The organism is Pseudomonas sp. GW456-L12, from assembly GCF_059424045.1.
On sequence record NZ_JBWKZA010000019.1, the window covers coordinates 95519 to 121935 of the forward strand.

Here is a 26417-nt window from a genome sequence, read left to right on the forward strand (position 1 = left end):
TGATAAAGGGAAGAGCCGCTTGGGCTAAATGAAAGTTATGGATGGCACTTTAGGAAGTGTCGTTATCAACTGACCGTTAAGTGTTTATAAAGAAAACACGCCATCAGTTTTCGTTCGTGCAATGTCCTTGAACCTGATAGTCCAGAACATGCTCCCGCCCCTGATGGTCCAGATAATCCAGACGCGCGGGAACCACACCGCACTGGTCCGGGATTTGAGTCATGGATATGATTTTTGCTACATCCATATGAACGTAGAAGCCGGTCTTGTCGTGAATGACCGGAGAGGTCTCGGTAGTGTCGGCAAACGCTGAACCGGTGGTGAGCAAGGCAGCAAATCCAAGCATAAACAATTTCATGAAGGTATCTCTCTAGTGGCAGGTTGCTTGTTAACTGGTAATGAACTCACAGCAACTAGCAAGTAACGCGGTATGGGCCGGTGAATGACTCAAATTCATCCTCCCACTCTCTTCCGATATGCACGATGACATTTTTTGCATGCGCGCCATGCCCTAACGGCATGGCTCAAGTCCCCCCAGCCCAGAGAGCGTCAAAGCCACCCACACGGCCGCATCGTGCCAACGCATACCAAAAAGGCATGCGACATATCAAAAACAAGCAATAGTGCATATGTCAGCAGTAGGTGACGATATGTCACACCTCATTGGTGCTGCTTGGCACCACTCGGTGACCTGCACATTCCACTTCAGCCCGCTTGGAGCCTCACTGTGAAAAAAATCTTGCGAATCGCCACCGCTCTCGGCTTGGCGGCACTCTCCACCGGCGCATTCGCCGCTACGACCAATTGCGACACATCGCATTCCATGGGCATCCAACTGCTCGGCTCCGGTGGCCCCATCTCTGACGACGCCCGCGCTTCGTCGGGGGAGATTGTCTGGATCGATGGCAAGTCACGGCTGCTCATCGACGCTGGCGGCGGTACGTACCTGCGTTTTGGTCAGGCCCATGCCCGGCTGGAAGACCTGCACTTCATCGGCATTTCGCACTTCCACACGGACCATAGCGCCGACTTGCCCGCCATCTTGAAGGGCGCATATTTCATGGCCTCGGGCAACAAGACCGCACTGGTCGGTCCGGACGGGTCTGACGCTTTTCCAAGCATGACGCAGTTCTTCCACGACATGTTCGGCGCCAAGACTGGCTCGTTTGCCTACCTCGAGGGGCTGCATGACGGCAGCGATGGGTTGAACCTAAAGGTCAGCCCGATCATCGATGTGGATCGCCACGCCGAGAAAGCGTCCCTCGTTTATCAAGACGCCGAGGTCAAGGTATATGCCTACGGCATTCCGCACGGCGATGTACCGACCCTGGCGTTCCGCATCGAGGGCAAGCGCGGCACGATCGTGATCTCCGCGGATCAGAACGGCAGCCGTGCCGGATTCATCGACTTTGCCAAGGGCGCTGACATCCTGGTCATGCCGGCGGCCATCGACGACGACGCCGACGCCACCTCTAAATTCCTCCATGCAACGCCGACGGTCGTCGGCAAGATCGCCGCAGCCATCAACCCCAAGATGCTCGTTCTCAATCACTTCATGGGCAAGTCCCTGAAGAACAAGGACAGCAACGTTGCAATCATCAAGCGCTACTACCACGGCCCGGTCTACGCAGGCCGTGATCTGTCGCGCTTCGAAATGCCATGACCCGGGAGCATCCAATGAAACACACACTCGCACTCTCCATCGCCGTTGCCTCGCTTGCCTCGTTCGCCGTCATCAGCCAGCCGGCTCACGCCAGTGAAACCCCGCCACCGGCCATCGCCAAGACCACCAAGAGTGGCGGCAAGTGTGCCAGCGGCAAGTGCGGCACCGAGAAGATCTACAGCAAGGCCAAGATCAGTCAGGACCCACAGGATCGCCTGGTCCGTACACGGGACGGTAAATGTGGTCTGACCGCCCAAGGATACGACGTCGCCGAAACGACCCAGAAGAAACTCGCCGAAGGGGTCTGTGGCCAATGATCACCCAAGGACGAGGGCTTGGGCTCCGGCGCGAGTTTGCCTTGCCTCTCGCCAACGACCCCGTTCGGACTGACTTCGACTTTCTAGAAGTCGTACCGGACAACTGGATGGGGTTGGGTGGAGAGAGCACGGAGCAATTCGACGCCATCGCGGATAAATATCCAATGGTGGCACACAGCTTGAGCCTGTCCATCGGCGACGCTCAGCCACTGGATATGGACTACTTGAGCGCAGTGAAGACTTTCTTAGACACCTACGACATTGCGATCTACAGCGATCACGTGAGCATGTCGCGCGATAGCCGCGGCTACCTGTACGAGCTGATTCCTGTGCATCGCACGCAGGCGAGCCTGCAGCTAATGGTCGACAAGGTCAAGGCGGTGCAGGACTACCTGTCCCGGCGTATCACGTTGGAGAACATCTCCTACTACTACGATGAGGAGGGGCAGATGGCCGAAAGCGAATTCATCGCTCGCCTGGTCGACGCCTCGGGCTGTGGGCTGCTATTGGATGTCAATAATGCATATGTCAACGCGCGTAACCACGGATCCGATCCGCGCGCATTCATCGATGCATTACCGGCGGACGCGGTGACCTACTTTCACATGGCCGGCCATCTCGATAATGGTCCTCAAGAGCGAGTCTTGGACACCCACGGCGCCGATGTCTCGGCCACCGTGCTGGGCTTGGGGATTTATGCGGTCCATCGGTTCGGCGAGCGGCCCATTGTGCTGGAGCGCGACAACAATATACCCAGCCTCGACGAGCTATGTGAGGAACTGCGCGGCATCCATCAGGCCATGACGGGCTCGACGGGGAATCTGCAATGAACTTTCACATCGCCCCGGATGTCGCCAGCGAAGCTGAGCGCCGGTGCCAGGCTGTGCGTCGCGGCGATCTTGGTCCGTATGGCGAGTTGGTCCGTGCGAACGCGCAAGAGCTAGTCACCACGATGTTCCCACGGTTTGCCCAACATCGCGGTGCCGAGCGCCTGCGCCAGGATATCGACGCATTCTACAAATGCTTTGGCGCAACGCGGGCCGAATTCATTCACCTCGCGACCGAGTTTGTCCGCTTCATGCAGCCGCGCCTGCCTCCAGGTATCGAGCGCCCCCTCATCGAGTACGAATGGATGTTGTTTGACGTTGAGGTCGATAAAACCCCGGTTCCCCGTCCCCATGGAGAGGGCGCTCGTCGCCCGACCCGCATTCGCCTCAACCCCACCGTGCGATGGCTGGCCACTCCGTTTGACCTGTACGCGGACGACCGACTTGCGGAGCAAGCGCTGCTATACCACGACGCACCTTGTGCCTATGCCGTCTTTCGCACCTTCGACCATAGGGTCGTGACGCAACGGCTTTCAAACCACGACATCGCAGAACTGACCACCTTCACGGGAGGTGAGCGACTCGTATCCCCGATGGAATCAGCCCACTGGTTCACGCACGCACTTCAGCGCGAACTCATCACCTCACACCACGAATAGTAAGGCATCGCCATGGCTAAACTGATCGCACTCCTCAATCGCGGCCTCGAAAAGTCCAAGAAGCTGGATTTCGTAGCGCTACTTTCCATCCGCCTGTACCTGCTGCCCACCCTCTACGAGGGTGCCCACGCCAAAGTCACCGGTTTCAGTGGCCTGGTCGAGTGGTTCTCTACCCCGGTGGCCCAAGGCGGTCTCGGCATGCCCTTGCCCACTCTGATGGCCACGCTTGCTACGGGCACCGAAGTGGCGGGACTCATCTGCATCGCCCTAGGTCTGTTCACCCGTATCGTCACCGTTCCGTTGGCGATCTTGATGACCGTCGCCGGCTTGTCCGTGCACTGGTCGCACGGCTGGGCCGCGATTGCCGACAAGACCACGGAAGCAAGCATGCGCCTCAGTGGTCTCATGACCTGGCTGCAGCATTCCTTCCCGGGCCGCTTCAACTATGTGACGGAACTGGGGGATCCAATCATCCTCAACAACGGTATCGAGTTCACGGTGACCTATGCGGTCATGATCATGGTGCTGTTCTTCTATGGCGCAGGTCGCTATGTCAGCGCCGACCATTGGCTGGCCAAGGTCTTCCCGCGCTGGCCGAAGTGACCGGGTGCCTGGCACAGCGACCCGATCCCATTCAGGGTCGCTATGCCAGCCACAGGGTCAATGTCGCCGGGCATGTCCTTCAACGACCGACGACGGGTAACAGCTAAACCCGAGCGGTGTTCTGATAGCTTTTGGGCAGAGCTCACCGCTCTGCCCTTTTTTTGCCCGTCGTTTGCCGTTACTGCTCGAGCAAGGAAAGCAATTCGCGCTCGGCCGGCCCGTCAGGTACGGCCGCGCGACGCACAATGCTCAAGGTGCGGCGAAGCGTGAGCGGCGCGCAGGGTAAAGGGATGAGTACGTCGTTGGCCAATTCGTCCGCGATACTGATGGCGGGCAGCCAGGCAATGCCGCCGCCATGAATGGCAGCCTGCTTGATGGCCTCGGTGTTGCCAAACTCCATGATCGATCCTTGTTGCACGTCCAGATCTTCGAGTACTGCCGCAATCAATTCCCGCGTACCCGATCCCACTTCGCGCATCAGTAAAGGCTCGTCATCGAGATCCCGGGGTTTGATGGCGGTAGCATCGGCCAACCGATGCCATGCGGCCACTACCGGCAACAAATCGTCCTCGCGAAAATGGGTCGCGGTCAAACCGTTTATATGCAAAGGACCTTCAATGAACCCCAGCGAGTAGCGCATGTCCGCAACGGCCTGAGAAACCTGTTCCGTGTTACTCACGAAGAGACTGACCTTCACACCTGGATTGTTACGGCGAAAACGTGCAAGAACGCGCGGCAATACATAGGTACCGATGGTGTTGCTCGCCGCTATGGATAAGTGCCCAATCCTGGCGCTTGCGAGTTCCTTCATCGCCAGGTCAGCCGTTCTGGCAATATCAAAGAGGCGATCGGCATATTCGGCAAGAACTTCGCCGGCGTGCGTCAAACGCATGCCACGCGGTTGGCGTTCAAAGAGGGTCAAACCGAAGCACTCCTCCAGTTTGCGCAATTCGCGAGACAACGCCGGTTGCGAGATGTGCAACGCTTTTGCAGAGGCGGTAATGCTGCCGGTTTTGGCAATCGTGTGAAAGACTAAGAGGTGATGAAGGTTCATATAAGCGAAGAATGAATGGCTATGAGCAAATGCTAGCGGGTACTCAGTCCATCCAGGATCTGGACGATACAGTCAGCGCCAGCCGTAAACCGAAGTGACATGACAGTGCTGGGCCGGCACCGTGGCTAAGCACGTCAAATAACCGCACGATATTAGCCTATCCGCTACTCCCTGCACATCGCCCCTCCATAAGTATATCCAGCCAGGGTAGAAACACCGCCCTACTCCACCCGATCCGCACACGCAACTGCCCGAGCGTCGAAATGGTTGATGCCTCTAGTCCTCATCTATCGCCCTCGGCAAGACCGAGGAACGTGAAGCACAGATCTCCGATACCAGTGTCTAACCGCTATTATTTGATCCAGGAGTCAGTCTGAAGAGCGGAAAACATATCCACCTTTCACCATCGCCGACCAACGTCTGGTTAATGATCGGGATCATAGGATGAAGACGTGCTGATGTAATACCAACCTTACTGTCACTCTTACGGTAGAAGCGGGTCGGATCGCCATAATCACGGCACAGATCCGGATGGTTTGGCATTTTTCGTACAGAGTCTAGAGCACTTTGATGCTTGAGCTAAAATTGAAAGCCAATCCAGCCTTACCCAACGGATAATCTTCAAACAACATTATTTCTTATATCTTTTGAAAAGCATGAAGCCTACCTTATGAACCTATTTACATGCAAACCCCCTACTTCTGCAGGAGCAAGCTATGCTCGACCTATCACTACCGACCACTATAATAAAAAGCTCCCCCGCCTAGTTTCCCATTACCTCAAAACCAACAATCAACATACTGCACAAGCTGATCTGGCCAAGATTCTAAAATCCTGCTCTAATCACGCACTGGCATTCGGAAAATGCACAAGTCTTGAGGTACTGAAGCACGATTGCAAAAACCTCATTAAATACTTGAACCAACAAACAGATACAGCCAATCAGCAAAAGGCTATTACCCTACACAACGAACTAGCTATGTCGCTCAAAGGCATAGACAATCGTATCCAATCGGAGTCGGAATACCTTCAAGAAGAAAAAGCCCATAACACCACAATGAGCGACACGGCAAAAAAACTACATCAAATGCGTGAACGCCTACTCGAAAAACCGACAATACTCAATACTCAAGCAGCCAAACCTGACGATTAATTTTGGACACTTTTTAAAACCATTAAGCAACCAGCCTTTTCATAGCTATGAGTGATCGATATCGGTTGTAGCTATGGAATCTGGTTCATCCGCACTTCAGCCCCCCCACATACACCACCAGTCAGGCTACGACCCGCATTCAGCACCTTGGCCAACGGCGCAGAAACCATCGGCAGTAAGCAGCGATACTATACCGCCCAACTAGTTGCTCGACCAGAACAAAAAATCTTTGAAGTACAAAACCAGAGAGCACTGGCCTTCTTTTATATCTAAGCCCCCCCTACAAAATCGCCATACAGGCTACGACTCGCCAGAGACTGTATGGCTATGGACTTACAACACAGAACTTAAGCTAATGGACTAACGTGTAGAGCACCAGCGCCCTGAAAGCTTAATTGAATCAGTATGATACAAATGCCTGCGCGATACGGAATTAAAATCGTGAGATGGGAGCCCTGCTGCCCTCGCCTTCATATCGGCCAAATAATCTCTAATAGCTTCAGACAATGCATACCTCAGATCCATATAGGAGCAAGTACCTAGCTCACCAGCAAGTTTCGTACCTATTTCCCTGGCAGCATAATCACAAGCCTGTTCTAATGCAGGATTTTTATTTGACACTTCAAGCCCCGCCCTGCCACACATAATCTTTAGCTGCTGAGTCAATAAACCTGGACCTCCCACATAGGCGACTTTCTCCATCCCTCCTTGCTTACGAACAACGTCAACAATAAACCTTTTAAAATCCCTCTCCACTCCCCCTCTCTCTTTAACGCACAACATATTAGAGTCAACAAAAGCATGGACCCAGTAAGTGCATTGATTAATCAGTAAGTTATATCGCTCCTCTACTGGTAATTGCCTAACCCAAACTTCAGTTTTTTGCTGCACCCGCTTGAACTGATTACGTTCCCAGCTCCCCAGGGGTAATACTACGCGCCGGACGGAAGAGCACACTCTACTCACCCGCGAAAAGGTGGGCTCGATATTCAAACTGCTTTTCGATGTACAACTATTACCTGCACCCTTTAAGCTTATCGCCACCGGTGCCTGTTTAATACTATTGGGCGCAGCACCTGCACTTTTCTTCCCGGCACACCCCATAAACAAACCAGATATATCCATCCAACCATCCTCACTGACACTTTAGCCACATTAACAACATTAAAACCATTTGCTATCAGACTTACTGCAAGCAACCAGCCTCCTAGATAACTTCCAGGCAGCCCCCCCAAAAAAAACACACAAAATTAAATTAACCCCCATTGAATTTTTACTTCAAGACAGCTCTTAACTTAGTCAGGCACATAATCTCTCGAAGCAAAAATCATAAATACCATAAAAAGCTCACAGCCAAGCCTTTTGAAACGACTGGCAACAGCTAAAACATAAAGCCGAACAACCTGAACATGCACCCTCACACATTATCAAGCCAAACCCCACCACCAAAAGAGCCCTTTTTGAAAGACGTACAAAATAAAAATATGCTTATTGATTTCATGAAACCAATATCCTGCTAATACATACACCCAAACACAGGAACTGCACTTTCAGCATTAACCGATAGTTATTCGCAGCACATAAAACCAATGGAGTCCCACAATGAAACCCGATAACCAGCCTGCAACCCCCGGGACCACCCCGCGAAAAAAACACGCCAAGCCAAAGTGCAATGGGCCGACAACATCGTCACACTAGGCGGTGATGCCCCGATACTCGTTCAGTCAATGACCAACACCGATACCGTTGATGCCATGGCTACCGCAGCCCAGATCAAAACCCTGGCAGATGCAGGGTCCGAACTGGTCCGGATAACGGTCAATACACCCGAGGCCGCCGCTGCGGTTCCGATCATTCGCGAGCAGCTCGACCGCATGGGTGTACCTGTACCTCTTGTGGGCGATTTCCATTACAACGGCCACACACTATTGCGCGACTACCCCGCCTGCGCAGAGGCCCTGTCCAAGTATCGAATCAATCCCGGCAACGTCGGCATGGGCGCCAATCACGATCTGCAGTTCAGCCAAATGATCGAGACGGCTTGCAACTACGACAAACCGATACGCATCGGCGTGAACTGGGGGAGCCTCGATCAGGCGCTGCTGGCACGGATCATGGACGAGAACGCGACACGCAGCGAACCATGTCGGCGACACCCTGCGTATCTCGCTGACACCAGAGCCAGGCGCGGCACGGGAAAATGAGGTGATCGTGGCTCAAGAAATCCTGCAGACCATGGGCTTGCGCAACTTCACCCCAATGGTCATTGCCTGCCCCGGGTGCGGGCGCACCTCCAGCACACTGTTTCAAGAACTGGCATCCCGCATCCTGGGATACCTGCGCACACAGATGCCGCAGTGGAAAACCCAGTATCCCGGCGTCGAAGAAATGAACGTCGCGGTGATGGGCTGCATTGTCAATGACCCTGGCGAGAGCAAGCATGCCAACATCGGTATTTCACTACCTGGCTCAGGCGAATCACCTGCCGCACCGGTGTACGTCGATGGCATTAAAGTCAGAACGCTACGTGGCGAATATATAGCAGAAGAGTTTCAGGCGATGGTGCAATCTTATGTAGAGCAGCGCTATTCAAATAGTCTGCTCGTGCGAAATATTTGATTGGATTTTCTGACTTTTTCGAGTTGCTCTAGATCTGCATGAAAAAACAAGGGGCCAAGAAATCAGCCCCTCGCTTTGACCCAGTACATAAACGCCGCGATTACATAACATAATAGCTGACGCAGCACCTTCATCTCACTGACTAATCACACGGGCTCACTCAGTTGGCTCGCGGCATGCACCAGTTGCTCCAACTGATGGTGCACCATGGCACGATCCATCTGCATCAGATGCTGACGATTCCATAACACTTTACCTTGGCTGACCGGATCAAGCCCCAGTACCGGCTTGCATGGATCCTGGCTGAACAGGTTCTGCTCATCGACTGAAACCTGTTCCGAGGGCGTCACACTGACAAACATCAGCAGGTAATCGGCAGGATGCTCGGTCAGATGGCAGACATGGGTATCGAGCTGCAGACTGGTCACCGACTCTATAATTTCTGGCTCCGGTAGTGACAACGAAAGACAGAGCTCCCGGATAGCGGCCTGGTATTGTGAAGTCATTTTATTCACCGAGTAATAAATAGAAGCCCGACGCAATAACTCCATCTTTGTGGCGCGGGCGAAGCCCCTTCACGAGTCAGCTTCATCCCCGTCGTTACCTTCTGGAGTAATGCGCTAGGGAAATTGAATGGGGAAAATGTGTTTCAGCGGCAATATGCTGATTACACACTTCACATCCTTTGATCATTCAAGCCCCTCCCGCCCATGCAGCAGCAAGGAGGCCGCCCAGTTCAGATCACCCCGCAAGCCACACGGTCACCGCCACCACCCAGCGGCTTGGGCATATCCGAATGGTTATCGGAGCCGGTGTGGATCATCAACACACGGCCTTTGATTTCTGCAAGGCTTTTCAGGCGCGGCGCCAACACCGGATAGTCGGATATCCCATCGGCAGTCACGTAGAGCGCAGGCAGATCGCCCAAGTGCCCGTCACCATAAGGGCCCAGATGCTTTCCGGTTTTTTGCGGATCAAAGTGACCGCCAGCTGCCAATGCGGCAATTTTTACCCCATCCTTTGTTCCCGCTGCGCAGCTACCGTTTTCATGCACATGGAAACCATGCACGCCGGCCGGAAGGGCCTTTAAGTCTGGAGTGAACAATAAGCCGTAGGGGGTCTCGCTGACCCTGACAGTCCCAATCGCCTGCGGCGCCCCATCCGCACTCACCAAGTTCATGGGGACATTGAGGGAGGCTGCGTGAGCCGTCCCCATCACGATGGTGCCGACCAAACCAAAATATGCAGAGAATTTCATAGGGGGTCCTAGATTTTTTCGATGAGCGTTTTGAAGATTGGAATGCATTTAGAGTGCAGGGGGACTAAGTGCTGCTCCTGGTCATATTTTCATGGGTTGCCCCGCTTATCCAAACCGTGGATGGCATTCAAAAAATGCACCCATCGCGGAAATAATCATATGGCCTCCTCTTTGCAGGAGGATGCCTCATATGCTGCTTCGAAGAACCCAGCCACGCATTCAAAAAAAGCTCATCATCTTTTTGGAGCCTTACCCGGCCAGCCCCAAGACACCCGAAGGTTTTTTCACAGAGGGCAACGACCAAAGCTTGATTGATTTGGGCACTTGAATAACCAACACAATGCGCCTCTCACGCCTCTCCTTGCATAGCGGATGAAACCGTTGGGCGCTTTTTGAAAATTAGTAGCCTGGGGAGAGATTAACATTGGCTACCCAGAACAACCTGATGAAAAATAGTTCATGGGCTATCTTAATTATCACTACATGTTCCTAGCAACCAAGACAACACAAGGTTAATTATGCATAAAATCTCTTACAACCCTAGCACCTTTAAATACCAAATTGGTCACAACAACCATACCCCTTCCCCACAAACAAAAGAACGAGTCAAACAAATCAACCAAGTATTAGAATCTGAAAAAGGCAAAGAAACATTTAGCATAAACATAGAAAGACAACTACTGACAGTTCGCAACACAGACACCGCCAGACACAGCCATTTTGTCATGGCCCCTCCTCATCCTGAGTCACTTGTTATTCAATCCCTAGGGTTTCGTTGCGATAAGTGGCAGCTGCCAGTTAAAGACCCAATGAAACCGGACACCCATTTAGACAAGAATGCTCGCCAGATAGAGGTGTCTGATGACCAGCAACGTCGTTCCTATTCCGCTGATTTCAAACGCAAGGTCGCAGACCTCGTGCTCGATCAAGGCTATAGCCATATCGAAATCAGCGACTCACTTGGGGTTGTCGAGCCCACAGTGCATCACTGGACTAACAAACTCCAGCAGGAGCGCAATGGTGTTACTCCGCAGAACACAGCGCTGACGCCCGAGCAGCAGAAAATCCAGGAATTGGAAGCTCGAATCGCCCACCTTGAGCAGGAGAACTCCATTTTAAAAAATCTACCACGCTCTTGATGCCGGAAAGCACGAGCGCACACGCTGATTGATCAGTTAAGTGCCCGATAGTCGGTCTATTTCTTTGACATCATTCGCTCGTGTTACTACGCCCACCGCCTCAGACGCCGAGCTCCGGACGTTGAGCGGCTGAGACTGCACGGTTGCAGGAACGAGCTGCTCACGCAAAGTCGACGTACTACCGGCGCCACAGCATCGTGTCGATGATGCAGGACGACGACAAGCAAATCGGGCGGTTCAAGGTGCGCGACCTGATGCAGGAACCGGTATTAGTCAGTAAACAACCCGGATCACATGCCTGCAAACAAGCGACGGTCGACCGCGGGCTACATGACGACTCAAGAAGCGTACCGAGATATCAGCAATTACCCGACGCATCGGTACAACTGGATTTGTCCCCCACCGATTCAACGCTGGGCTGGCGCCAGCTCAAGCCGAGAAAAAACTTATCGCTGTGTCCGGGATTAGTTGACTACTACACTTGATACTGAAGAATCATTCCGATCGCCGAATAGAAAAATATTAGTGCAGTAACTCCAGATCAGACACGCACTGCTTTCACAACCTAATAAACAACATCACCGCAGCAGGTAGCCTTGCCTGGACCACCACAGTTTCAATGATAAAAATAGCTATCGAGGGCTGTAATAACATTCCTGTCATACTGCTTAATTGCCTCAACCCATACGACTCAATGAAAGGCATGGGCCAAGAACGGGGAATACCCGCTCAAGACCCTGCCCACTCCTTATTTATGCACCGAAAGTATCAACATCAAAGGATTTGACGCTCTCCAGCCCTCTCCAGATAACAGGTATCGAGATCGCTCGATAGACCGAACATTATCCAATCAGGGTAGCCAAATTTACATCACCTTAAGGCCGAAAAAGCTGAAGGCCCTCCTTTATGACCCTATCACTAAAGCTGAATCATTTGGTTTTTTCTCTTTGAAGTTCAACAAGGTTTTGATAGATAGGTCCCCCTCCAAGAATCGCTTGCCCACCCTGAAAACGAACTTCTTCATAGATACTTTCTTCCCGAGACTCCGCACCACGAAACGGGCGCTCTGCTGGTTTAGGAAATTCAAGAGTTGCATAAGTAATTTCAGGTGCAGAACCAACCAAAGTGCTGACAGATTGATCGTGGACAAGCTCCCCCTTCAGCTCCCGATCCACCGCCTGCTGCAGTCGACTGATTTTTTTGGAGAGATTGCCAAGCTCTTTTGCTACCCCCCCCAACTGACTGGCAGGGGTCTCACTCACAAATTTGCTAGCCTCCCGACCAGTAGTAGCCCACTGCTGAAAGGCAATCCCTTCAATATTCCACCTCAGTAATTCTTTCGCCTCACGGCGATTACTCTCGCTCTGTGAATGTGTCTGAACGGCGATCAGCGCTGTAGCCACAGCACGGAGGGGTCCATTATTAGTGGCAAACTCCTGATGTCGCTCAGACACCTGCTGTGCAGTGAGACCTGCAAATTGAGTAGCCTTGGCTAATCCACCTGGCGCCTCTTCCAAGGCCTTCCTCCCCATCACCTGCATGATGTCCTCGGGAGACTGCGAAGGCACCTGAACTTGGACTGAAGCCGTATCGGCCGATTTATCCCCCACCCTCTGCCCCAACAGACTGCCAATCCACTCCTGCAACGCAACAAATGGTCGAGCGATTTGAGCAGATATACGCGAGAGCAGACCGCTCCCCTGTGGCTGCTCTTGACGCTCAGCAAGCCTTGCATCCTCAGCAGAAGTAACAACAGAGCACGCTACAGGCTTGCCACCTGGCTCAGTGCGAGTGACTGGAGATTGATATCGCGCAGAAGTATCCGCATGTAAAAAAGACATATTCGGCGTTATCGACATTCTTCTTTTCCTTCTCTGCATGAGAAACATTAAAGTACAAGCAGTACAAAACACTGCACCTAAAAAACTAATCGACATAAAGAGTAGAAACTTTCATATACCGCTCACCACAAAACCAGTCGACGCCAGCCTGGCTTTTCTAATCAAACAGGGAGTATTCCGACACCAATGTCGAGACCATTTCTACTACCGAGTCAATTTATTTGATCCCCACCCAGAATGCTGGATCAAATAGGCAGGCAGCCTGAAAAACAGGCGAACTTGCTTAACTGCACAATCAGCTGCATGCAGTTATTACCGCTGCATCTGCGGAAAGTGATCGCGGGTATCTGACGGGAAGCACGCCAGTTACAGTACCGCGGTGCACAACCTAGAAGTGTGCATAGGAGGCGGGATACACACCGCACAAGTTCGCCGAAGTAGAAAAGCACTACCACATAGATGGGCGACGCCTTAATCCCACAAGGCTTATTGGCGGACAGCGACTAGAGGGTAACCGAGCCTTGCGCGAGACCCGTCTCGAAATTCAGAATCTATTGCCAAAATAACCCAAAGCCTTTAGCTCTAAAGTAGTTGCCAAACGACTTGGACTACTTCTCCCCAGAGACTGATCCATCGCCATTAGTACTTTATTGTACTCAGTCCTTATCCCGTCTCGAACATAGCCAGACCCACCCTTCATATAATCATGAACAATAGAAAACTTGATACGTTCATCAAGGGACTCGTACTCATCGACATTGAACATCTGTCCAAAGTCGATAGGCACAATCCCTTCGCTGGTTACTCTAAAGTTACGCGGACACGGATCCCCCATCATATAACCCTGCTCGTAAAGCGATTTAACCCCTTCAATGACTTCGTTCATGGTCGGCACTCTACCCTCGACATACGGCATCAGCAGTTCTTTCTTCACTAAATAGGCCGAGTCCCGCCCCCCACCAACTGATGCATTATAGCTATTGCACATACTCAACTCATGCAGAACAGCCCCCTCATTGAACTGCTTAAACCGCTTGATCACATAATCTCCGAGTTTCAACACATGCCCATTACTACCTTTCGCCAAAAAAACTGGCTCGCCGTAATCATTCCGTAATTGGTGAAGTCGATCGATACCCTCTTTATTTCTTATACACTGTTGCTCCCTCGCCCCCGAGCCCTGATCCCATTCGACGGGAAGCGCCTTCGCACAGTTGGCCAACCAGGCATTAAATTGTCTTCTAGCATCTTCATTATTTACATTTATTAGGCAATCAGTCAGCACTATGCGCAACTTATTTATAGCTTCTTTATCGATAACCGCACCCTCGACAGGCGCCTTATTTAAAAATACGCTCTCCCCAACGGCACTTGACAGCTTGATATCTCGACTGGCAACACATATGAGCTTTTCAGAAGTTTTCCTTGAGAAACTATGGTTGTCTGCTTTTTTTAACAGCGCCACACTCAGCGAGTCGCTGGCTTGGTGAATTCGGGTTGAAAAAAAATTTAATTTCATAACAATGCAAATAGTTCCAAGATATCGACGATTGTTGTCCAGCAATCACTTGCACTGGGTGCGTAATTCAAAAAATCACAACACATGACCAGCTCTCTCCCGCCAACCGAACAAATGAATCATCCCCTCAGGAGCACAGCATTCATAGGGCTCATCAAGGAGCCATCGCGTCGCCAACGTGGCATCCAGTAAGCAGGCAACTCATGGTAGACCTCGGCTGCGAGGTCCTTCGAGGCAACATTGATCCAGATAAATAACCTATAGAGGTCAGCCTGAGAATCGCCCCGTACATACAGAGGCAACAGGCGCTCAACGGCCCGAGGCTCAATGGGTGCTTGCGTGAGGCGATGGAGCGAAGCCGCTGTCGGTTTGCCTCCTTCCAGATGAAGATTAAGCAAACACGCCGCAGGCTCCTGACCTTTCGGACGACACTTTGAATAGACCGGCGTTAATCGGGACAACTGCATAGACATACTCTTTCGTACAGATTAAAAACAGCTTGCGTCGGGCAGAACCAACTTGCTTGCAGCTTTCGCTCATGCAATACAAAACTACAAGTTTCAAATAATGCTTAAAACAGCCATCTGCGCAACCCACTCTTTCTGGGTTATTACCAGTAACCTGGCTCTTCACTGCCAATGCACAGTTGCCTGCAGCTTGTCGTCGGCAGCCGCTTTTAAATGTAACCGCGTCAAATGCACACCCTGCGCTTCCAGCGACGCCAACCAGTTCAGCAGGGGCCCGGCAGGGCCGCTGAACTGGCTTTGCGTACCCAGACCATCAGCAGATAGGTTGAGCAACTCGATACCTGCCAAGGCAGGGTCCTGACTGAGCTCCTGGCGCAGCCGGTCAGCACTCAATGTCGAGCTAGATGCCCAGGCGTAGCTCGGGCTCCAGGTCAGTCCGCGATTGAGTTGATGGGCCTGTTCAAAACGCACTTCGGCCGCGGCCAATCGGGCCAATATGGGCGTACTCACACCCAGGTGGATCAGACCAAGGACAGCGACTCCACCCAGCACCATCAGTGCACGACGATCGTTTCGGTCGAACGTGGTACACGCCGCTTTGGCTCGGCGCCAGGCAGCAAGCATCTTGGCCAATGACTGATTACCCCGTTAAATTGAATTGAACCCGCACGCCCCGCTCGCTCTTGCGCGCACTGGCGACTTCAGCCCGAAATCCCAGGGTTTGCCAGCGACGCTGCAGCTCATCCATGTCGTCAAAGGACTTGAGCTGTACTTCAAGCGCCCATTTCCCCTGGCCGTATTCCAGACTCAAAACCTGCGCCAGTCGATCCTCAACCGCCGTTGCATAAAGTTGCTGCAAACCCTTGGCAGCACGCTCCTGCTGGAGGGGGTCAGCAACCTGAATAGCGTTGAGCCTGGCGCCGAGCATCGCCAGCGATGCCTGGTCCGCGCTGCGCTGGGCATAGACCGCCACGCTCGCGCTGTCGAGCCGCCGTGCCGCCTGTTCCAGCTGGTGCGCACGGTACAGGTCAAAGCCTGTAGGCATGAACCCGAGAAGCAGCGTCAAGCCCGCCAAGCCAAGCCGAGGCAGACGCGAACGACGGGGACGAAAGTTGCCCTGAAGCAGGTCTGTAGCCCATGCCGCACGCTCGACCAACACCTGCAGGACCCGCGCATCGTGCAACGCAAGATCCGGCCCAGGAATATGCCAGACCAGCCCAGAGCCCATGCGAGCAGCACAGTCCAGCCGCTGGCTCTCATCCACCGCCAGACGCACATCCAGACTGCCGCCCACCAACCAGCGCCCGGCCAGCCACAACGCCTCAGGCGAATCCGGTGACAACAAATCCGCATCGACCACCATCCGCTCAACGTCAACACCTGCTTGATGCAAGGCTTGCTGGAACTCACTAAAGCGCCCGCGGTCGAGCACCCAGGCACTGGCGCAGCGCCGCTTGTCCAAGGAGGCGAAGACCAGATACCGGGAGTCCGGGTCACTGGCCAAATCCCCCTCCTGGGCATCACGCTGACTGGCCGGACCGAGCCCACCTCGACCTGCATAAGCCTCGCCACGACACCAAAGCGCCCACTCCACGGGCAGAATGACCAACTGCCTCGGATTGAGTGTTTGCGTAGCCAGCTGGGCCAGGGTCGTAAGTCTTACCCCCTGCTCGGAACCCTGCAATATCGGCCGCTCGCTCCATGGCAAGGGCACCTGGGCGGGTAAAACATAAAGCCAGGAACGTATCTTCACTCCACTGCCCCATCGGCAGAAACCACCCGTGGGTTACCGTTATCCTTGGTTATGTGCATATCGCTGCCGGAGGATGCGCAGTGCAATTACCAACTGATGTTTGCGCGATCATCTTCATCCTCGGAAGGCTTGAACACGCCCATCATGAATTCCTTGACAAACATGTTGACCGACGACACCGAGACCAACGCGACTTTTATCTCTTTATAAGCTGCGCTGCCCTCCAGCCCCTGCTCTTTCATCCGCACCATCACCTGCGTCAGCACATCCATCTGCTTCTGGGTCGTTCCGTAGGGCAGCTCGCCACCTGCATTGGCGTATTGCTTCAAGTACTGCTGAACACTGCCCGGCGGGAGTGTTGCAGACCCTGCCACCCACTTCATGAGCGTGTCGTAGAACTGAGCAAACTCAGGATCCGAGCTGCTATTGGCCCCTGCGCCCTGAAGCCCCATGCGCTGGTCCAGTGGCACACTTGTCTCGGCACCCTGCTTTGAGGCCTGGCCGGAACCTGCGACCGAGTGGTTATCTATGTTCATCACGGTTATCCGATTCAGGAAAATAATTAGGGCTATCGCCCTCCTTGTTCAGGCTGGCAGCCCAATCGACAAAAAAATCCCTAGACGCCTGATCGAGCTGGCGAACGCTCTCCGGCAACTGCTTGAGCTGGGCAATCAGACGTGGCGACAGGCGCTCCTGGGTGGCACCAATGTCGAGCTCGACCACCTGATCAGCCAAACGGAACAGGTAACGCTCCTGTGCATGGAAACTGATATCCACCTGCTCGACCCCCATGCCCTTCAAGGTAGCTTTCAGCGTCGCCTGTCCGGGCTTGCAGCGCAGCGGCAGGATAATCTGCAGCGCCCCCCGGCCTTGTCCTGCCCATCCACCCTGCCAGCGCTGCAGTAGTGCATCGAGCAGTTGCTCATCCACCAGCAGATCACCCAGCACTGACCGGGCGGCCTGTATCAGTTCGGTCTGCAAGGTGGTCGCCAGAACCCGTGACTGCAACAAAAGCCCGCCCAGATCACCAGCAGCCTGCAGCACTCCCCGGGAATAACCGTCCTGAAAGGCGTTCGCCCGAATAAGGTCGGCCTCTTGCTGTGCTTCTGCCATACAGGACTTGGCCCGCTCGCGGGCCTGCTGCATCAACAACCGGCAATTTCGTGCCGTCGCCCGCTCCTCATGCCGCACCAGGAGGGCATCCGCCGATGGAGTATCAACAAGGGTTCTGATGGATTCGAGCATGCTGTACCGCCAGGATAAAAAGTGACGAATTCGGTGCTTGCGCCGGCAAGTTCTGCTGCAACTCGACCACTCGTGGCGAGAACTGCAGAAACAAACGCTGCATGAGCGCCTCCGGGATGTGCTGATGCCAGGCCGCCAGAGCACCGAGCCCGAGAGCACTGAGTGACTGCTCAAGCCCATCTGCTTCGCTGACCGCGAACGCTGGCCGACTGCCCAAATCGATACGGGCGAACGCCCTTGCCGGCGCATCGAGTTCACGCATCCGTGCCCCGCGAGCCAGCTGCGGCCACATTAGGTGCGCCCCCATGAGACGGGCAACCACTGGCAAATGCCGCCAATGCGCGACCCACAGATCAGTCCACGGATTGCGCTTGAGATGCTGCAGATCGGGACAACCGAGCCCCAACCCTCGCAGCAACGATTGATTGAGCACCGCTCGCACCGCCGGCGCCTCGAACAACGCTGGCACCCCACCCCGATGCGGATGCAGGTAGTCCAGTGGCTGATGCAGGATGGCACGCATTGCTTCAATTGCGCGGAGCATGTTCGATCTCTTTCGTCTGGCGATACAGCATGACCGAGTACGCCACCGCAGCCAGAATGCCTAAAATGAAAACGCCATAGAGCCAGGTAAAGTCATGACCACGGGGCTCCAGGGAGGGGGCCGCATGCTGAATCGGAGCACGCTTGGACAAGACCACGGAGATGTGGTCATAGTCCACGGCCGAAAAACTGTTCTTGAGGAAGCGCTTGATATCGTTGACCAGCAGTTGCGGCTCGCCGTCACGCTCATACACCACCAACGCCGAGAGATGGATGGGCGCAGGCTTGCGACCACTTTCTCCGGATTCCAGGTCATAACTCACATGCACCCGTGCCGAGACCACCCCCACCAGGGTGTTCAACGACTGCTCCAGGCGCTGCTCCAGCGCACTGTACAAACGCGCCTTTTCGGCTCGCGGTGACGCCACCAGTGAATCGGCAGGAAACATCTGGGCAATTTCAACACGCGGCTTGGAAGGGAGCGAGTACAAGGCCAACAGGTCGACCGCTGCCGTGAAATCCGCTTGCGCGATATGCACCGAGTATCCGGCCTTGCCGTTATCCACCTTGGTCGCGCCGATGTTATTGCGCTGCAACACCGAAACCACTTCGTTGACCTGCTGCTGATCAAGCCCTTCCAGCAGACTCGGTTGGCGGCAGCCGACCAACATCAGACAAAGCAGTACAAGACAGCCATATAACTTCATGACGAACGCAACAAGGTTTCGGCCGTAGTCACCCCTTTACGGACCAGGACATTGAGCAACGAGACATCGATGTTGTACTGCGCAGTGAGCAACTGCAGCTCACTCAGGACTTCTGGATTGGTGATATCCGGATGCTTGAGCATGGCATTGATCCTGGCGTGATCACGCTCGGTACCCACGGCGGAACTGGCGAAACTTTGGATCAAACGACCTTCCAGGGAAACCACCGAGCCAGATTCGGGGCGTGCCAGCTCGGCCATCCGAGTCGAATTCACACTCACTGAAGCCAAAGAAGAAACGGACATAGGGACACTCACAAAAAAAGTGCTGACAGGCGCACTGGAACACCTGCCAGCCAAGAGGAAACACAACAAAACTTAACGTGCGGCAGAAACAATCGCCGTATCGATCTCCTTGAAGCCCTTGACGGTATTGGTCGCAACGTTGCGAAAAACGTTGTAGGAAGAGAATGCAGCCTGATAGGACGCCAGCAGCCCCGGATCCGATGGATCAGCATGCAGAGCTGCCAGAGCGGCATCGAGCTTGGTCTTGAGATCGGTAGCACCAACCTCGAAGCCTGCTGCCTGCTGCCCCAGAAAGTCGGTATGAAAATCAACGGGATTTACAATTTTACTAGGCATAAATTACCTCTTTATCAAAGCGGCTTGGGAAAGTACCAGGATGACGGAGTCATCTTGATGTAGCCCTGAGGGCCATATTGAAACGACTTGCCCTTGAGCCAGTCATCTTTGAGCTCGATTGCAAAGTGAACGTATCGCTCACCCCACTGCCTGCCAAAGTCCGCGACAAAGCCGCTCAGCGCCTGCAATTCAGCATCCTCAAGACTACCCTCGACCGTAAAGGTCACGCTGTCGGCATGCCGGTGCCGAGTGAAGGGCAAGGCCAGGCGCTGCAAACCCTGCTCGGCCAGACGCACGAGTTCATCGTCATTACTACGCACGATCTTTACTTCCTGGGCGTAGGGCGCCGCCGCACTCAAAGCACTCTCCAGGCGACGCTGCAACTCGGGCGTCAGCAGACTACGCTGGCGACTGATCAACAGTCGTGGAACCACGGGATCGCTAAGATCCAGGCGGTGATAGGCAAGCTGCGGCGCCATACTGGAAACCAGATCCTCCAACCGTCCACGCTCGTCATAGGTGGTCAACACCTGGGTCGCCAAGTACCCATTGCGCACCAACACCTGTCGCCCCCACCCGGCATCGCGCTCGGAGTCGGCGAAGACGTAAACCGTTCGATCGCGGCCATAGACCACGGCCATGCTGTTGTTACCCCCAGCGATCAGCGTCTCCACACTCGACACAGGATTGGGGCGCGAAGCGTACCAGCCGAGCACCGCCAACCCGACCACCAGCACCAATGCAGCCCCGACAGCCACTCGCTGAGGGGCGGTACCCGGCACACGAGCCGACCCGGAATGCACAGGCGCCACTGGCGTCGGCACCAACAACTCATCCCGCCACGCCTCACCGAACGGACGCAGCGCAATCAACAACCCACACACGCTCTCCAGCGACTGAAATGGCACGGGGCGCTCAACCGCACCTTCATTGCTCAACACACGAACGACACCCCCCGAACAACCATCACCCAGCAGGACCTCGAAGTTGCAGCCTCCACACTCCAGCGGAATGTAGATCGCATCCTCCGGAACAGTCAGCGGATGCTCGATCGAGCAGAATTTCGCCTCGGAACCGACTACAAAAAGACTACGCCGCTGAGTCAGGACAAATTCACAACCCTGCAAAGGGCCGTTGAACACCCTCAATACGCAATGCGTTGCAGGGGAGTCCTGCATGCTGTTCACCACTCTCTCTATCAATATGAAAAGCGTCTGGCGCCTCGACTTGCCAATAATGATAGAGAGTAGATGGCGGGCAATCCTGATCGAATCCTAGGGAAAGCCCCACTCAAGCGATCAGAATCCGGCCACGGCGGAACTGGAACAGGACAGCAGGATCTTGTCCAGAATTGCCTCTGCAGCCTTGTGTTTGTTGGTCTCGAGGCATTCAGGATCTGGCCCGCTGGATGATGTAGATGGCTCCGCTGGCGGTGCTGGCCAGCCACAGCATCGAGCCAACGAAAGCGACAATGACGGAGGCATCGGTTCCGCGCTCCCACATGCAGGGGACGGCGCAGAAGAACCAGAACAGGGTGATCAGGAGGTAGACCAGTAGGCCGACCAGGATCTTGAAGAGTTTCTTTGCAGACATGGGGATTCCTCACCGGCCGCTTCCGGCCGGTGTGATTAATGGGGGGATTAAGCTGTTTGCCTGGCGATGAGGTCGGTCTTGGCATTCTTGGGGCATAAGGGGGCCTCGCCCGCCGACGGCAGGCATTCCGGTTTATTCACAATTGTGTGCAAGACCGTGGTCGCAGCAGTTTGTTGAATTGCGCCGCCCGACCGGCCCAGCGCACGTGCAAAGGGGCAAATGTGCTGGCCGGGACGGGCGCCAGTTCAGATGGATGGCCTTGGGTTCGCAAAGGTCCGATGGTTGTTGGCATCGCCGGCCAGTAATGCCTGATAACGCTGCCAGACCTTGCGTGCATAGCGTAGGCGCAAGGCTTGTCGATCCGGAGAATTGCCGGCGTTGTAAGCCCCCACGGCCGTCCAGTTGTAGCCGTAACGGTCGATGAATTGGGCGAGTATCGACGCGCCAACTTCAATGGCCAGGCAAGGCTCATCGAGCAAACGCTGCTCGGTGATACCCTGCGCCTGCAACCGAGGCAGATGCACACTATTGATTTGCATCAGACCGATATCGCGCGAACCATCAGTGTTGTGATTGATCGCGCGCGAGTCGAGCTGCGACTCGACCTGAGCGATGGCGTACAACAACTCGGGCTCGATCGAATGCCGCTTACCGGCCTCGACCCAGCACCCCGCCGAGGCACTTCCCACCCAGGCCAGTGCCACCAGCACGCCACTCCACAGCTTCCAGCTCATGCCTGCAGACGCTCGTGCGCCAGATCCGCCAACCCTTGCAAGCGCGGATCGGCCAACTGCGCACGCAACCAAGGGCAAGCCTTGTGCCGCATCTCAGACCAGAGAGGCGCAACGTAGAAGTCCCCCTCGAGCCGACGCAGCACCGGCAGTTGCACGGGACACAACGGCGGATAGTTCGAAGCCGCACGCCAGCGCTCATAGTGCTGCCTGGCCTCGACCGGGTCGGATGCCGCGCGCACATAACAGACCACCAGCCCCACTTCTCCCCTCCGCACCTGCGACAATCCCGCGTGCCGGATCACGCCCAGAGCCGCCATCGAATCGCCACAGACATCGAGAATCAACGCATGCATGGCATCGATACCCTCATGTCCAGTCCCAAGCACATCGATGGCCGAGCGGATCGCCGCCAATCCACGCCGCGGATCCAGCCCCAGGGCAACGCGGGCGCGCAATAGCAGCGCAGCAACCGAGGCTGGGTCTTCGGCAAGGGATATCTCGATGCTCTGCAACGCTTGCTCGGGCTGCCCCGAACACCATTGGTGCCAGGCATAGTGGTAATGGGCGCTGGCACGGTCGCCGCCCATCAGCGCCGGACGAAACAACGCCTCGGCCGCTTCTGGAGCGCCCTGCAGGCTGGTCAACAGTGCCAGGCGCACAGTCGCCAGCGCATTGCCTGGCTCCAGGGCAAGCGCCTGAGTCAGCACCTGCCGTGCTTGAGCCAAGGCCTTATAGCGCGCCATCAACCCGAGATTGGCCATGGCCAGATAGGTATCGGCCAGACCACACCAGGGTGGCGCATAACTGGGGTCCAGTTGCACGCAGTGGAAAAACTCGAGCAACGCCTCGCCCAGACTCTTTGCCGTATAGGTTTGTAACCCGAGCAAACCGTTGAGATAGGACTGCGCCAGCGGATAGGAACGGCATGGCGCTATCATCGGACGCAAGCCCGGCAGGCGTTGCGCTACCAAGGAGACCAGGCGCTGCAACACTTCTTCCCGGTCACCGCTCGCCACCAGCGTTTCACTGTGCAACAGCGCATGATCGCGACCACGAACCAATTCGACCGACAACGCCCAACAGCACACGCTGGCGATGCAACGAACACTGAGGTAATAGTCAGGCATCATCCGCTCGACTATCGACAGGCAATCGTCCGAGGCCCGTGCGTTAGCGGTCAGCCCCGCCGGCATCACACACAGGCTTTCACCGAATGCTGCGGCCAACCGGCGAATCATTTCGCACTGCATTTCCAGGCCGCAATCATCATTCTGCACCAGCACCGGCAAGACCAATAACGAGGGCACCGATGAAGGCGCGGATGACAAGGCTGCCCGTTCGACGACCTCCCCGACAAAGCGATAGCCCTTGCCGTAGACCGTCTTGATGTAGTCATTCTCGCGCCCCAGCAACTTGCGCAACGCATAAATGCAGCGGGTCAGGGACTCCTCGGCCACATCGCAGTTGGGCCAGACCTGTTCCAGCAGCCAGTCCTTGGGAATCAGCGAACCCGCCGCCCCCAACAACAGACGCAGTACATGCAACTCCTTGGGTGGAAGATGTAGTCCGTTACCGTCATGCAGGAGCAATCCATCACCCTGCAATACCCATTGGCCGAATGCATACGACCGGTTCGACGATTGATCAGTGACCCATTCCATAATGCGATTTGCCCCTCCCCAAGGCGATGGATATACCGTGACATTGGCGAAGCGCCCCCCCGCGCTCCCAGCCTGAGCACTCAACTATAGGGAAAAGAATCCTTATGAAATTCCCGACCGATCTATAAGAATCTGCAGATCAGTCCGCATTACCCGGAGAAATTTCCTACACGAGTCATCAGCCGCGCACGGCGTATTCGGGAATCCAGTTGCACAAGAACGCGCGCCCTGATGAGCGCGCGCTTTCTTCAAGAGGGCGATCAGACTGACGCCCTGGCAATTTCCTGATGAACCAGGAGATACAGATCCTCCACTTTGCGCACGCAGGCCAAACCCTCTGGCGGCAGTTCAATCCCGAGCACCTGGTTGATATCCAGAGCGATATCCAGAACATTCAACGAATCCGCCCCCAGGTCCCCCACCAGTCGAGCCTTTGGGGTAATAACTTCAACGTCGACCAGGAGCTTGTCGGCGAGAATCGCGATGATGATGGCTTCTATTTCAAGCTTCATTATTTGCTCCGCAGCGTGACCGGATTGTTTTCGATGTACTCCGCGCGAGTGAAATCCCCTATAGCTTTCTTTTCTCCATTAGCATCCTTTGCTCCATTGCTCGGCTTACTACTGATTCTTCCGTACTCTGCAAACAGACGCTCAAGACGATTCCCGAATGCCAGCGACTCCGTTTTAGCGCGCCCATAGATCGCGAAGGCTCTCTCATCATCATTGCTGAAGTTGTCTGGCAACTTAGAAGGGTTGCGCCCGCTCGCGATGTACCTCTTCAGTTCCAGTGCTTCGGCACTATTACCTTGAATACCACTGGCAATCTGCTTGAAAAAAGATGCCTCATGCTCACTCAGTACATCAGGGTCACGATAGAAATGTCTCAGCGCTCGCTCAGGCATTAACTGAGGTTTCAACCCAAGCACTTTGGCCAGGGGGTCATTGCCCGCATTGTCGTTTCGGTTCAGATTGCCATTTGCCTGGGCGCCAGTAGGCACGTTAGCGAGAGCGGGCAATTCATCCAGGGAGTCCAGGCGCAGAGTGTTTGCGTCTGGGTCGGCCCCATTTGGCTGGACGTCAGGACGCAGGGTGCTAGTACTCGCATTGGTTTGGCTCGGACCACCGTCAACCTGGGCATCACTCCTCACATTGCCGTTTCGGTTCAGGTTGCCATTAGTCTGGGCGCCAGTAAGCACATTAGCGAGCAACCCACTCAGGGAGTCCGTCAGCTCGCGAGTGGCCCCGACCAAATCTGGCGTGGTATCCGGTGAGGCACTCGCACGGCGCTCGTTGTTAGCATCATTGCGCTCGAACTCCGAATTCAAAGCCCTCGCATTGGTGTGGCTCGGATTACCGTCAACCTGGACATCACTCCCCACATTGCCGTTTCGATTCAGGCTGCCATTAGCTAGAGCGCCAGCAGGCACAGCGAGAGCGAGCAACTCATCCAAGGAGTCCAGGCGCAGAGTGTTTGCACCTGGACCCGGCCCATTCGGCTGGCCGTCAGGACGCAGGGTGCTAGTACTCGCATTGGTTTGGCTCGGACCACCGTCAACCTGGGCGTCACTCCTCACATTGCCGTTTCGGTTCAGGCTGCCATTAGTCTGGGCGCCAGTAAGCACATTAGCGAGCAACCCACTCAGGGAGCCCGTCAGCTCGCGAGTGGCCCCGACCAAATCTGGCTTGGTATCCGGTATGGCATTGACATTTTTGGGGAGAGTAACTTTAACCTGCTCATAAGACGCCTCAAGAGGAGCAATACTCGACTGAATCAAGGACCCTACACTCACACCGCGCCGGTTGTTAGCACTATCGAGCTCGAGTGGGTTGTTAGAGCCCTGTTGCAGCTGATTAGCCCGATCAGCCTGGGGCTTAGCACTTACATTGATTTGCTTCTGAGCATCATCAGTCTGGATGCGGGCACTCGCTTTCAAGGTCTCGAACCGAGGCGAATCCAGATTATCCGCCGACTCATCATCAAGTTCGATCTTGCTGATAGAGCCCTGTTGTAGCTGAGCATCACTCACACGGCTTGGACTCAGGTTGCTTCCGATGTGCAAGATCCCGCTCCCATTCGAGGACAGACCAGTAATCACATTGTCTGGGTTCGAGTTACGCACCCCCTGCAATAAATCAAGGAGCCGGTTGGTTAGCCCATTGCTGAGTCGGTTTTGCTCCCGATAAGCGTCAATCATCTTCTCCAAGGCCCTCCCCTCTCCGGAGGAGCTACTCGGCTGGGTCGCAGTTTCTCCAATCTTGACTTTTTGAGTGATATCGCCAACCAAAGGCCTGGTACCACCGCCATCATTTCGCGCCCTTGCAGCTGGTTCTTTTGGTGCCGTCGAGCCATCTGCTGCTTGGTCGCGCGCCAGGTCCAACTGGCTCAGCATGGCCCCTACAAAACGGGTCAAATTAGCCC

General features: G+C 54.8%; 29 protein-coding genes and 1 pseudogene. 9 read left to right on the forward strand and 21 right to left on the reverse strand.

The window, feature by feature from the left end; translation table 11 throughout:
- Positions 1-103 precede the first annotated feature (103 nt).
- A complete protein-coding gene (locus tag AC07Y9_RS21865) occupies positions 104-358 on the reverse strand; it encodes a DUF2790 domain-containing protein (RefSeq protein ID WP_102680398.1) in 255 nt (84 codons plus the stop codon).
- Positions 359-727: 369 nt separating this feature from the next.
- Here AC07Y9_RS21865 and AC07Y9_RS21870 point away from each other — a divergent pair, with 369 nt between their 5' ends.
- From AC07Y9_RS21870 to AC07Y9_RS21890, 5 genes are read left to right on the forward strand one after another with little or no spacing between them, the layout of a single operon-like run.
- Positions 728-1663 (forward strand): MBL fold metallo-hydrolase, encoded by a 936-nt coding sequence (locus AC07Y9_RS21870; protein WP_087092267.1) that lies wholly within the window; start codon positions 728-730, stop codon positions 1661-1663.
- Positions 1664-1677: 14 nt separating this feature from the next.
- Positions 1678-1980 carry a hypothetical protein gene (locus AC07Y9_RS21875; RefSeq protein ID WP_087092268.1) on the forward strand — a complete coding sequence of 101 codons (303 nt, stop codon included), beginning with the start codon at positions 1678-1680 and terminating at the stop codon, positions 1978-1980.
- Positions 1977-2810 (forward strand): MbnB/TglH/ChrH family RiPP precursor modification enzyme, encoded by an 834-nt coding sequence (locus AC07Y9_RS21880; RefSeq protein ID WP_087092269.1) that lies wholly within the window; start codon positions 1977-1979, stop codon positions 2808-2810. The genes AC07Y9_RS21875 and AC07Y9_RS21880 overlap by 4 nt, the downstream gene beginning before the upstream one ends.
- A complete protein-coding gene (locus tag AC07Y9_RS21885) occupies positions 2807-3466 on the forward strand; it encodes a putative DNA-binding domain-containing protein (RefSeq protein WP_087092270.1) in 660 nt (219 codons plus the stop codon). The genes AC07Y9_RS21880 and AC07Y9_RS21885 overlap by 4 nt, the downstream gene beginning before the upstream one ends.
- Positions 3467-3478: 12 nt before the next feature.
- Positions 3479-4069 (forward strand): HvfX family Cu-binding RiPP maturation protein, encoded by a 591-nt coding sequence (locus tag AC07Y9_RS21890; RefSeq protein WP_087092271.1) that lies wholly within the window; start codon positions 3479-3481, stop codon positions 4067-4069.
- Positions 4070-4247: 178 nt separating this feature from the next.
- Here the strand turns inward: AC07Y9_RS21890 and AC07Y9_RS21895 are convergent, their stop codons facing one another.
- Complete coding sequence (locus tag AC07Y9_RS21895) at positions 4248-5123, reverse strand: LysR substrate-binding domain-containing protein (RefSeq protein WP_087092272.1); 876 nt, start codon at positions 5121-5123, stop codon at positions 4248-4250.
- 670 nt (positions 5124-5793) lie between these two features.
- Between AC07Y9_RS21895 and AC07Y9_RS21900 the strand changes: the two genes are divergently transcribed.
- Entirely contained in the window at positions 5794-6276 is a 483-nt protein-coding gene (locus AC07Y9_RS21900) for a hypothetical protein (RefSeq protein WP_146021780.1), read from the forward strand.
- Positions 6277-6636: 360 nt separating this feature from the next.
- Here the strand turns inward: AC07Y9_RS21900 and AC07Y9_RS21905 are convergent, their stop codons facing one another.
- Positions 6637-7401, reverse strand: coding sequence for a hypothetical protein (locus tag AC07Y9_RS21905; RefSeq protein ID WP_146021781.1), 765 nt, complete (start codon positions 7399-7401; stop codon positions 6637-6639).
- 602 nt (positions 7402-8003) lie between these two features.
- On the opposite strand from AC07Y9_RS21905, the gene AC07Y9_RS21910 reads away from it, so the two are divergent.
- The gene (locus AC07Y9_RS21910; RefSeq protein ID WP_256580968.1) at positions 8004-8480 is read left to right on the forward strand and encodes a flavodoxin-dependent (E)-4-hydroxy-3-methylbut-2-enyl-diphosphate synthase; all 477 of its coding nucleotides are present in this window, start codon (positions 8004-8006) and stop codon (positions 8478-8480) included.
- Between the two features lie 7 nt (positions 8481-8487).
- Positions 8488-8895, forward strand: coding sequence for a hypothetical protein (locus tag AC07Y9_RS21915; protein ID WP_494990226.1), 408 nt, complete (start codon positions 8488-8490; stop codon positions 8893-8895).
- 146 nt (positions 8896-9041) lie between these two features.
- On the opposite strand, the gene AC07Y9_RS21920 is transcribed toward AC07Y9_RS21915, so the two are convergent.
- Both AC07Y9_RS21920 and sodC read right to left on the reverse strand, forming a co-directional pair.
- A complete protein-coding gene (locus tag AC07Y9_RS21920; protein WP_087092288.1) occupies positions 9042-9401 on the reverse strand; it encodes a CesT family type III secretion system chaperone in 360 nt (119 codons plus the stop codon).
- A gap of 230 nt (positions 9402-9631) precedes the next feature.
- Entirely contained in the window at positions 9632-10153 is a 522-nt protein-coding gene (gene sodC / locus AC07Y9_RS21925; protein ID WP_102680399.1) for a superoxide dismutase family protein, read from the reverse strand.
- An 809-nt stretch (positions 10154-10962) separates the two neighbouring features.
- Between sodC and AC07Y9_RS21930 the strand changes: the two are divergent.
- Positions 10963-11615: pseudogene (locus AC07Y9_RS21930) on the forward strand (transposase); the annotation flags it as partial.
- Positions 11616-12221: 606 nt separating this feature from the next.
- On the opposite strand, the gene AC07Y9_RS21935 reads toward AC07Y9_RS21930, so the two are convergent.
- The 16 genes from AC07Y9_RS21935 to AC07Y9_RS22010 form a co-directional block, all read right to left on the reverse strand.
- Positions 12222-13151 carry a hypothetical protein gene (locus tag AC07Y9_RS21935; RefSeq protein ID WP_158246000.1) on the reverse strand — a complete coding sequence of 310 codons (930 nt, stop codon included), beginning with the start codon at positions 13149-13151 and terminating at the stop codon, positions 12222-12224.
- Positions 13152-13677: 526 nt separating this feature from the next.
- Positions 13678-14697 (reverse strand): BUD32 family EKC/KEOPS complex subunit, encoded by a 1020-nt coding sequence (locus tag AC07Y9_RS21940; RefSeq protein ID WP_146021782.1) that lies wholly within the window; start codon positions 14695-14697, stop codon positions 13678-13680.
- Positions 14698-15281: 584 nt separating this feature from the next.
- Positions 15282-15752, reverse strand: a complete 471-nt coding sequence (locus tag AC07Y9_RS21945) for a type II secretion system protein M (protein ID WP_102680402.1) — start codon at positions 15750-15752, stop codon at positions 15282-15284.
- A gap of 7 nt (positions 15753-15759) precedes the next feature.
- A complete protein-coding gene (gene gspL, locus AC07Y9_RS21950) occupies positions 15760-16872 on the reverse strand; it encodes a type II secretion system protein GspL (protein ID WP_256580969.1) in 1113 nt (370 codons plus the stop codon).
- Between the two features lie 86 nt (positions 16873-16958).
- Positions 16959-17408, reverse strand: a complete 450-nt coding sequence (locus AC07Y9_RS21955; protein ID WP_087092690.1) for a hypothetical protein — start codon at positions 17406-17408, stop codon at positions 16959-16961.
- On the reverse strand, positions 17395-18117 hold the full coding sequence (locus AC07Y9_RS21960) for an oxygen-regulated invasion protein OrgB (RefSeq protein WP_173679795.1): 723 nt from the start codon (positions 18115-18117) through the stop codon (positions 17395-17397). Before AC07Y9_RS21960 ends, AC07Y9_RS21955 begins: the two co-directional genes overlap by 14 nt.
- On the reverse strand, positions 18089-18661 hold the full coding sequence (locus AC07Y9_RS21965; protein ID WP_087092688.1) for an OrgA/MxiK family T3SS sorting platform protein: 573 nt from the start codon (positions 18659-18661) through the stop codon (positions 18089-18091). Before AC07Y9_RS21965 ends, AC07Y9_RS21960 begins: the two co-directional genes overlap by 29 nt.
- Positions 18645-19367 carry an EscJ/YscJ/HrcJ family type III secretion inner membrane ring protein gene (locus tag AC07Y9_RS21970; protein WP_102680405.1) on the reverse strand — a complete coding sequence of 241 codons (723 nt, stop codon included), beginning with the start codon at positions 19365-19367 and terminating at the stop codon, positions 18645-18647. Before AC07Y9_RS21970 ends, AC07Y9_RS21965 begins: the two co-directional genes overlap by 17 nt.
- Positions 19364-19672 carry a type III secretion system inner rod subunit SctI gene (gene sctI, locus AC07Y9_RS21975; protein WP_172963083.1) on the reverse strand — a complete coding sequence of 103 codons (309 nt, stop codon included), beginning with the start codon at positions 19670-19672 and terminating at the stop codon, positions 19364-19366. Before sctI ends, AC07Y9_RS21970 begins: the two co-directional genes overlap by 4 nt.
- Positions 19673-19744: 72 nt before the next feature.
- A complete protein-coding gene (locus AC07Y9_RS21980; protein ID WP_087092686.1) occupies positions 19745-20008 on the reverse strand; it encodes an EscF/YscF/HrpA family type III secretion system needle major subunit in 264 nt (87 codons plus the stop codon).
- Between the two features lie 14 nt (positions 20009-20022).
- On the reverse strand, positions 20023-21186 hold the full coding sequence (locus AC07Y9_RS21985) for a PrgH/EprH family type III secretion apparatus protein (protein ID WP_173679797.1): 1164 nt from the start codon (positions 21184-21186) through the stop codon (positions 20023-20025).
- 211 nt (positions 21187-21397) lie between these two features.
- Positions 21398-21601 (reverse strand): hypothetical protein, encoded by a 204-nt coding sequence (locus tag AC07Y9_RS21990; protein WP_087092684.1) that lies wholly within the window; start codon positions 21599-21601, stop codon positions 21398-21400.
- A gap of 245 nt (positions 21602-21846) precedes the next feature.
- Complete coding sequence (locus AC07Y9_RS21995) at positions 21847-22335, reverse strand: transglycosylase SLT domain-containing protein (RefSeq protein WP_087092683.1); 489 nt, start codon at positions 22333-22335, stop codon at positions 21847-21849.
- Positions 22332-23996, reverse strand: coding sequence for a winged helix-turn-helix domain-containing protein (locus AC07Y9_RS22000; protein WP_087092682.1), 1665 nt, complete (start codon positions 23994-23996; stop codon positions 22332-22334). The genes AC07Y9_RS21995 and AC07Y9_RS22000 overlap by 4 nt, the downstream gene beginning before the upstream one ends.
- 260 nt (positions 23997-24256) lie before the next feature.
- Positions 24257-24508 (reverse strand): acyl carrier protein, encoded by a 252-nt coding sequence (locus AC07Y9_RS22005; RefSeq protein ID WP_087092681.1) that lies wholly within the window; start codon positions 24506-24508, stop codon positions 24257-24259.
- On the reverse strand, positions 24508-26417 hold a 1910-nt coding region (locus tag AC07Y9_RS22010; protein WP_218277447.1), incomplete at its 5' end, for a hypothetical protein. The genes AC07Y9_RS22005 and AC07Y9_RS22010, both read right to left, overlap by 1 nt.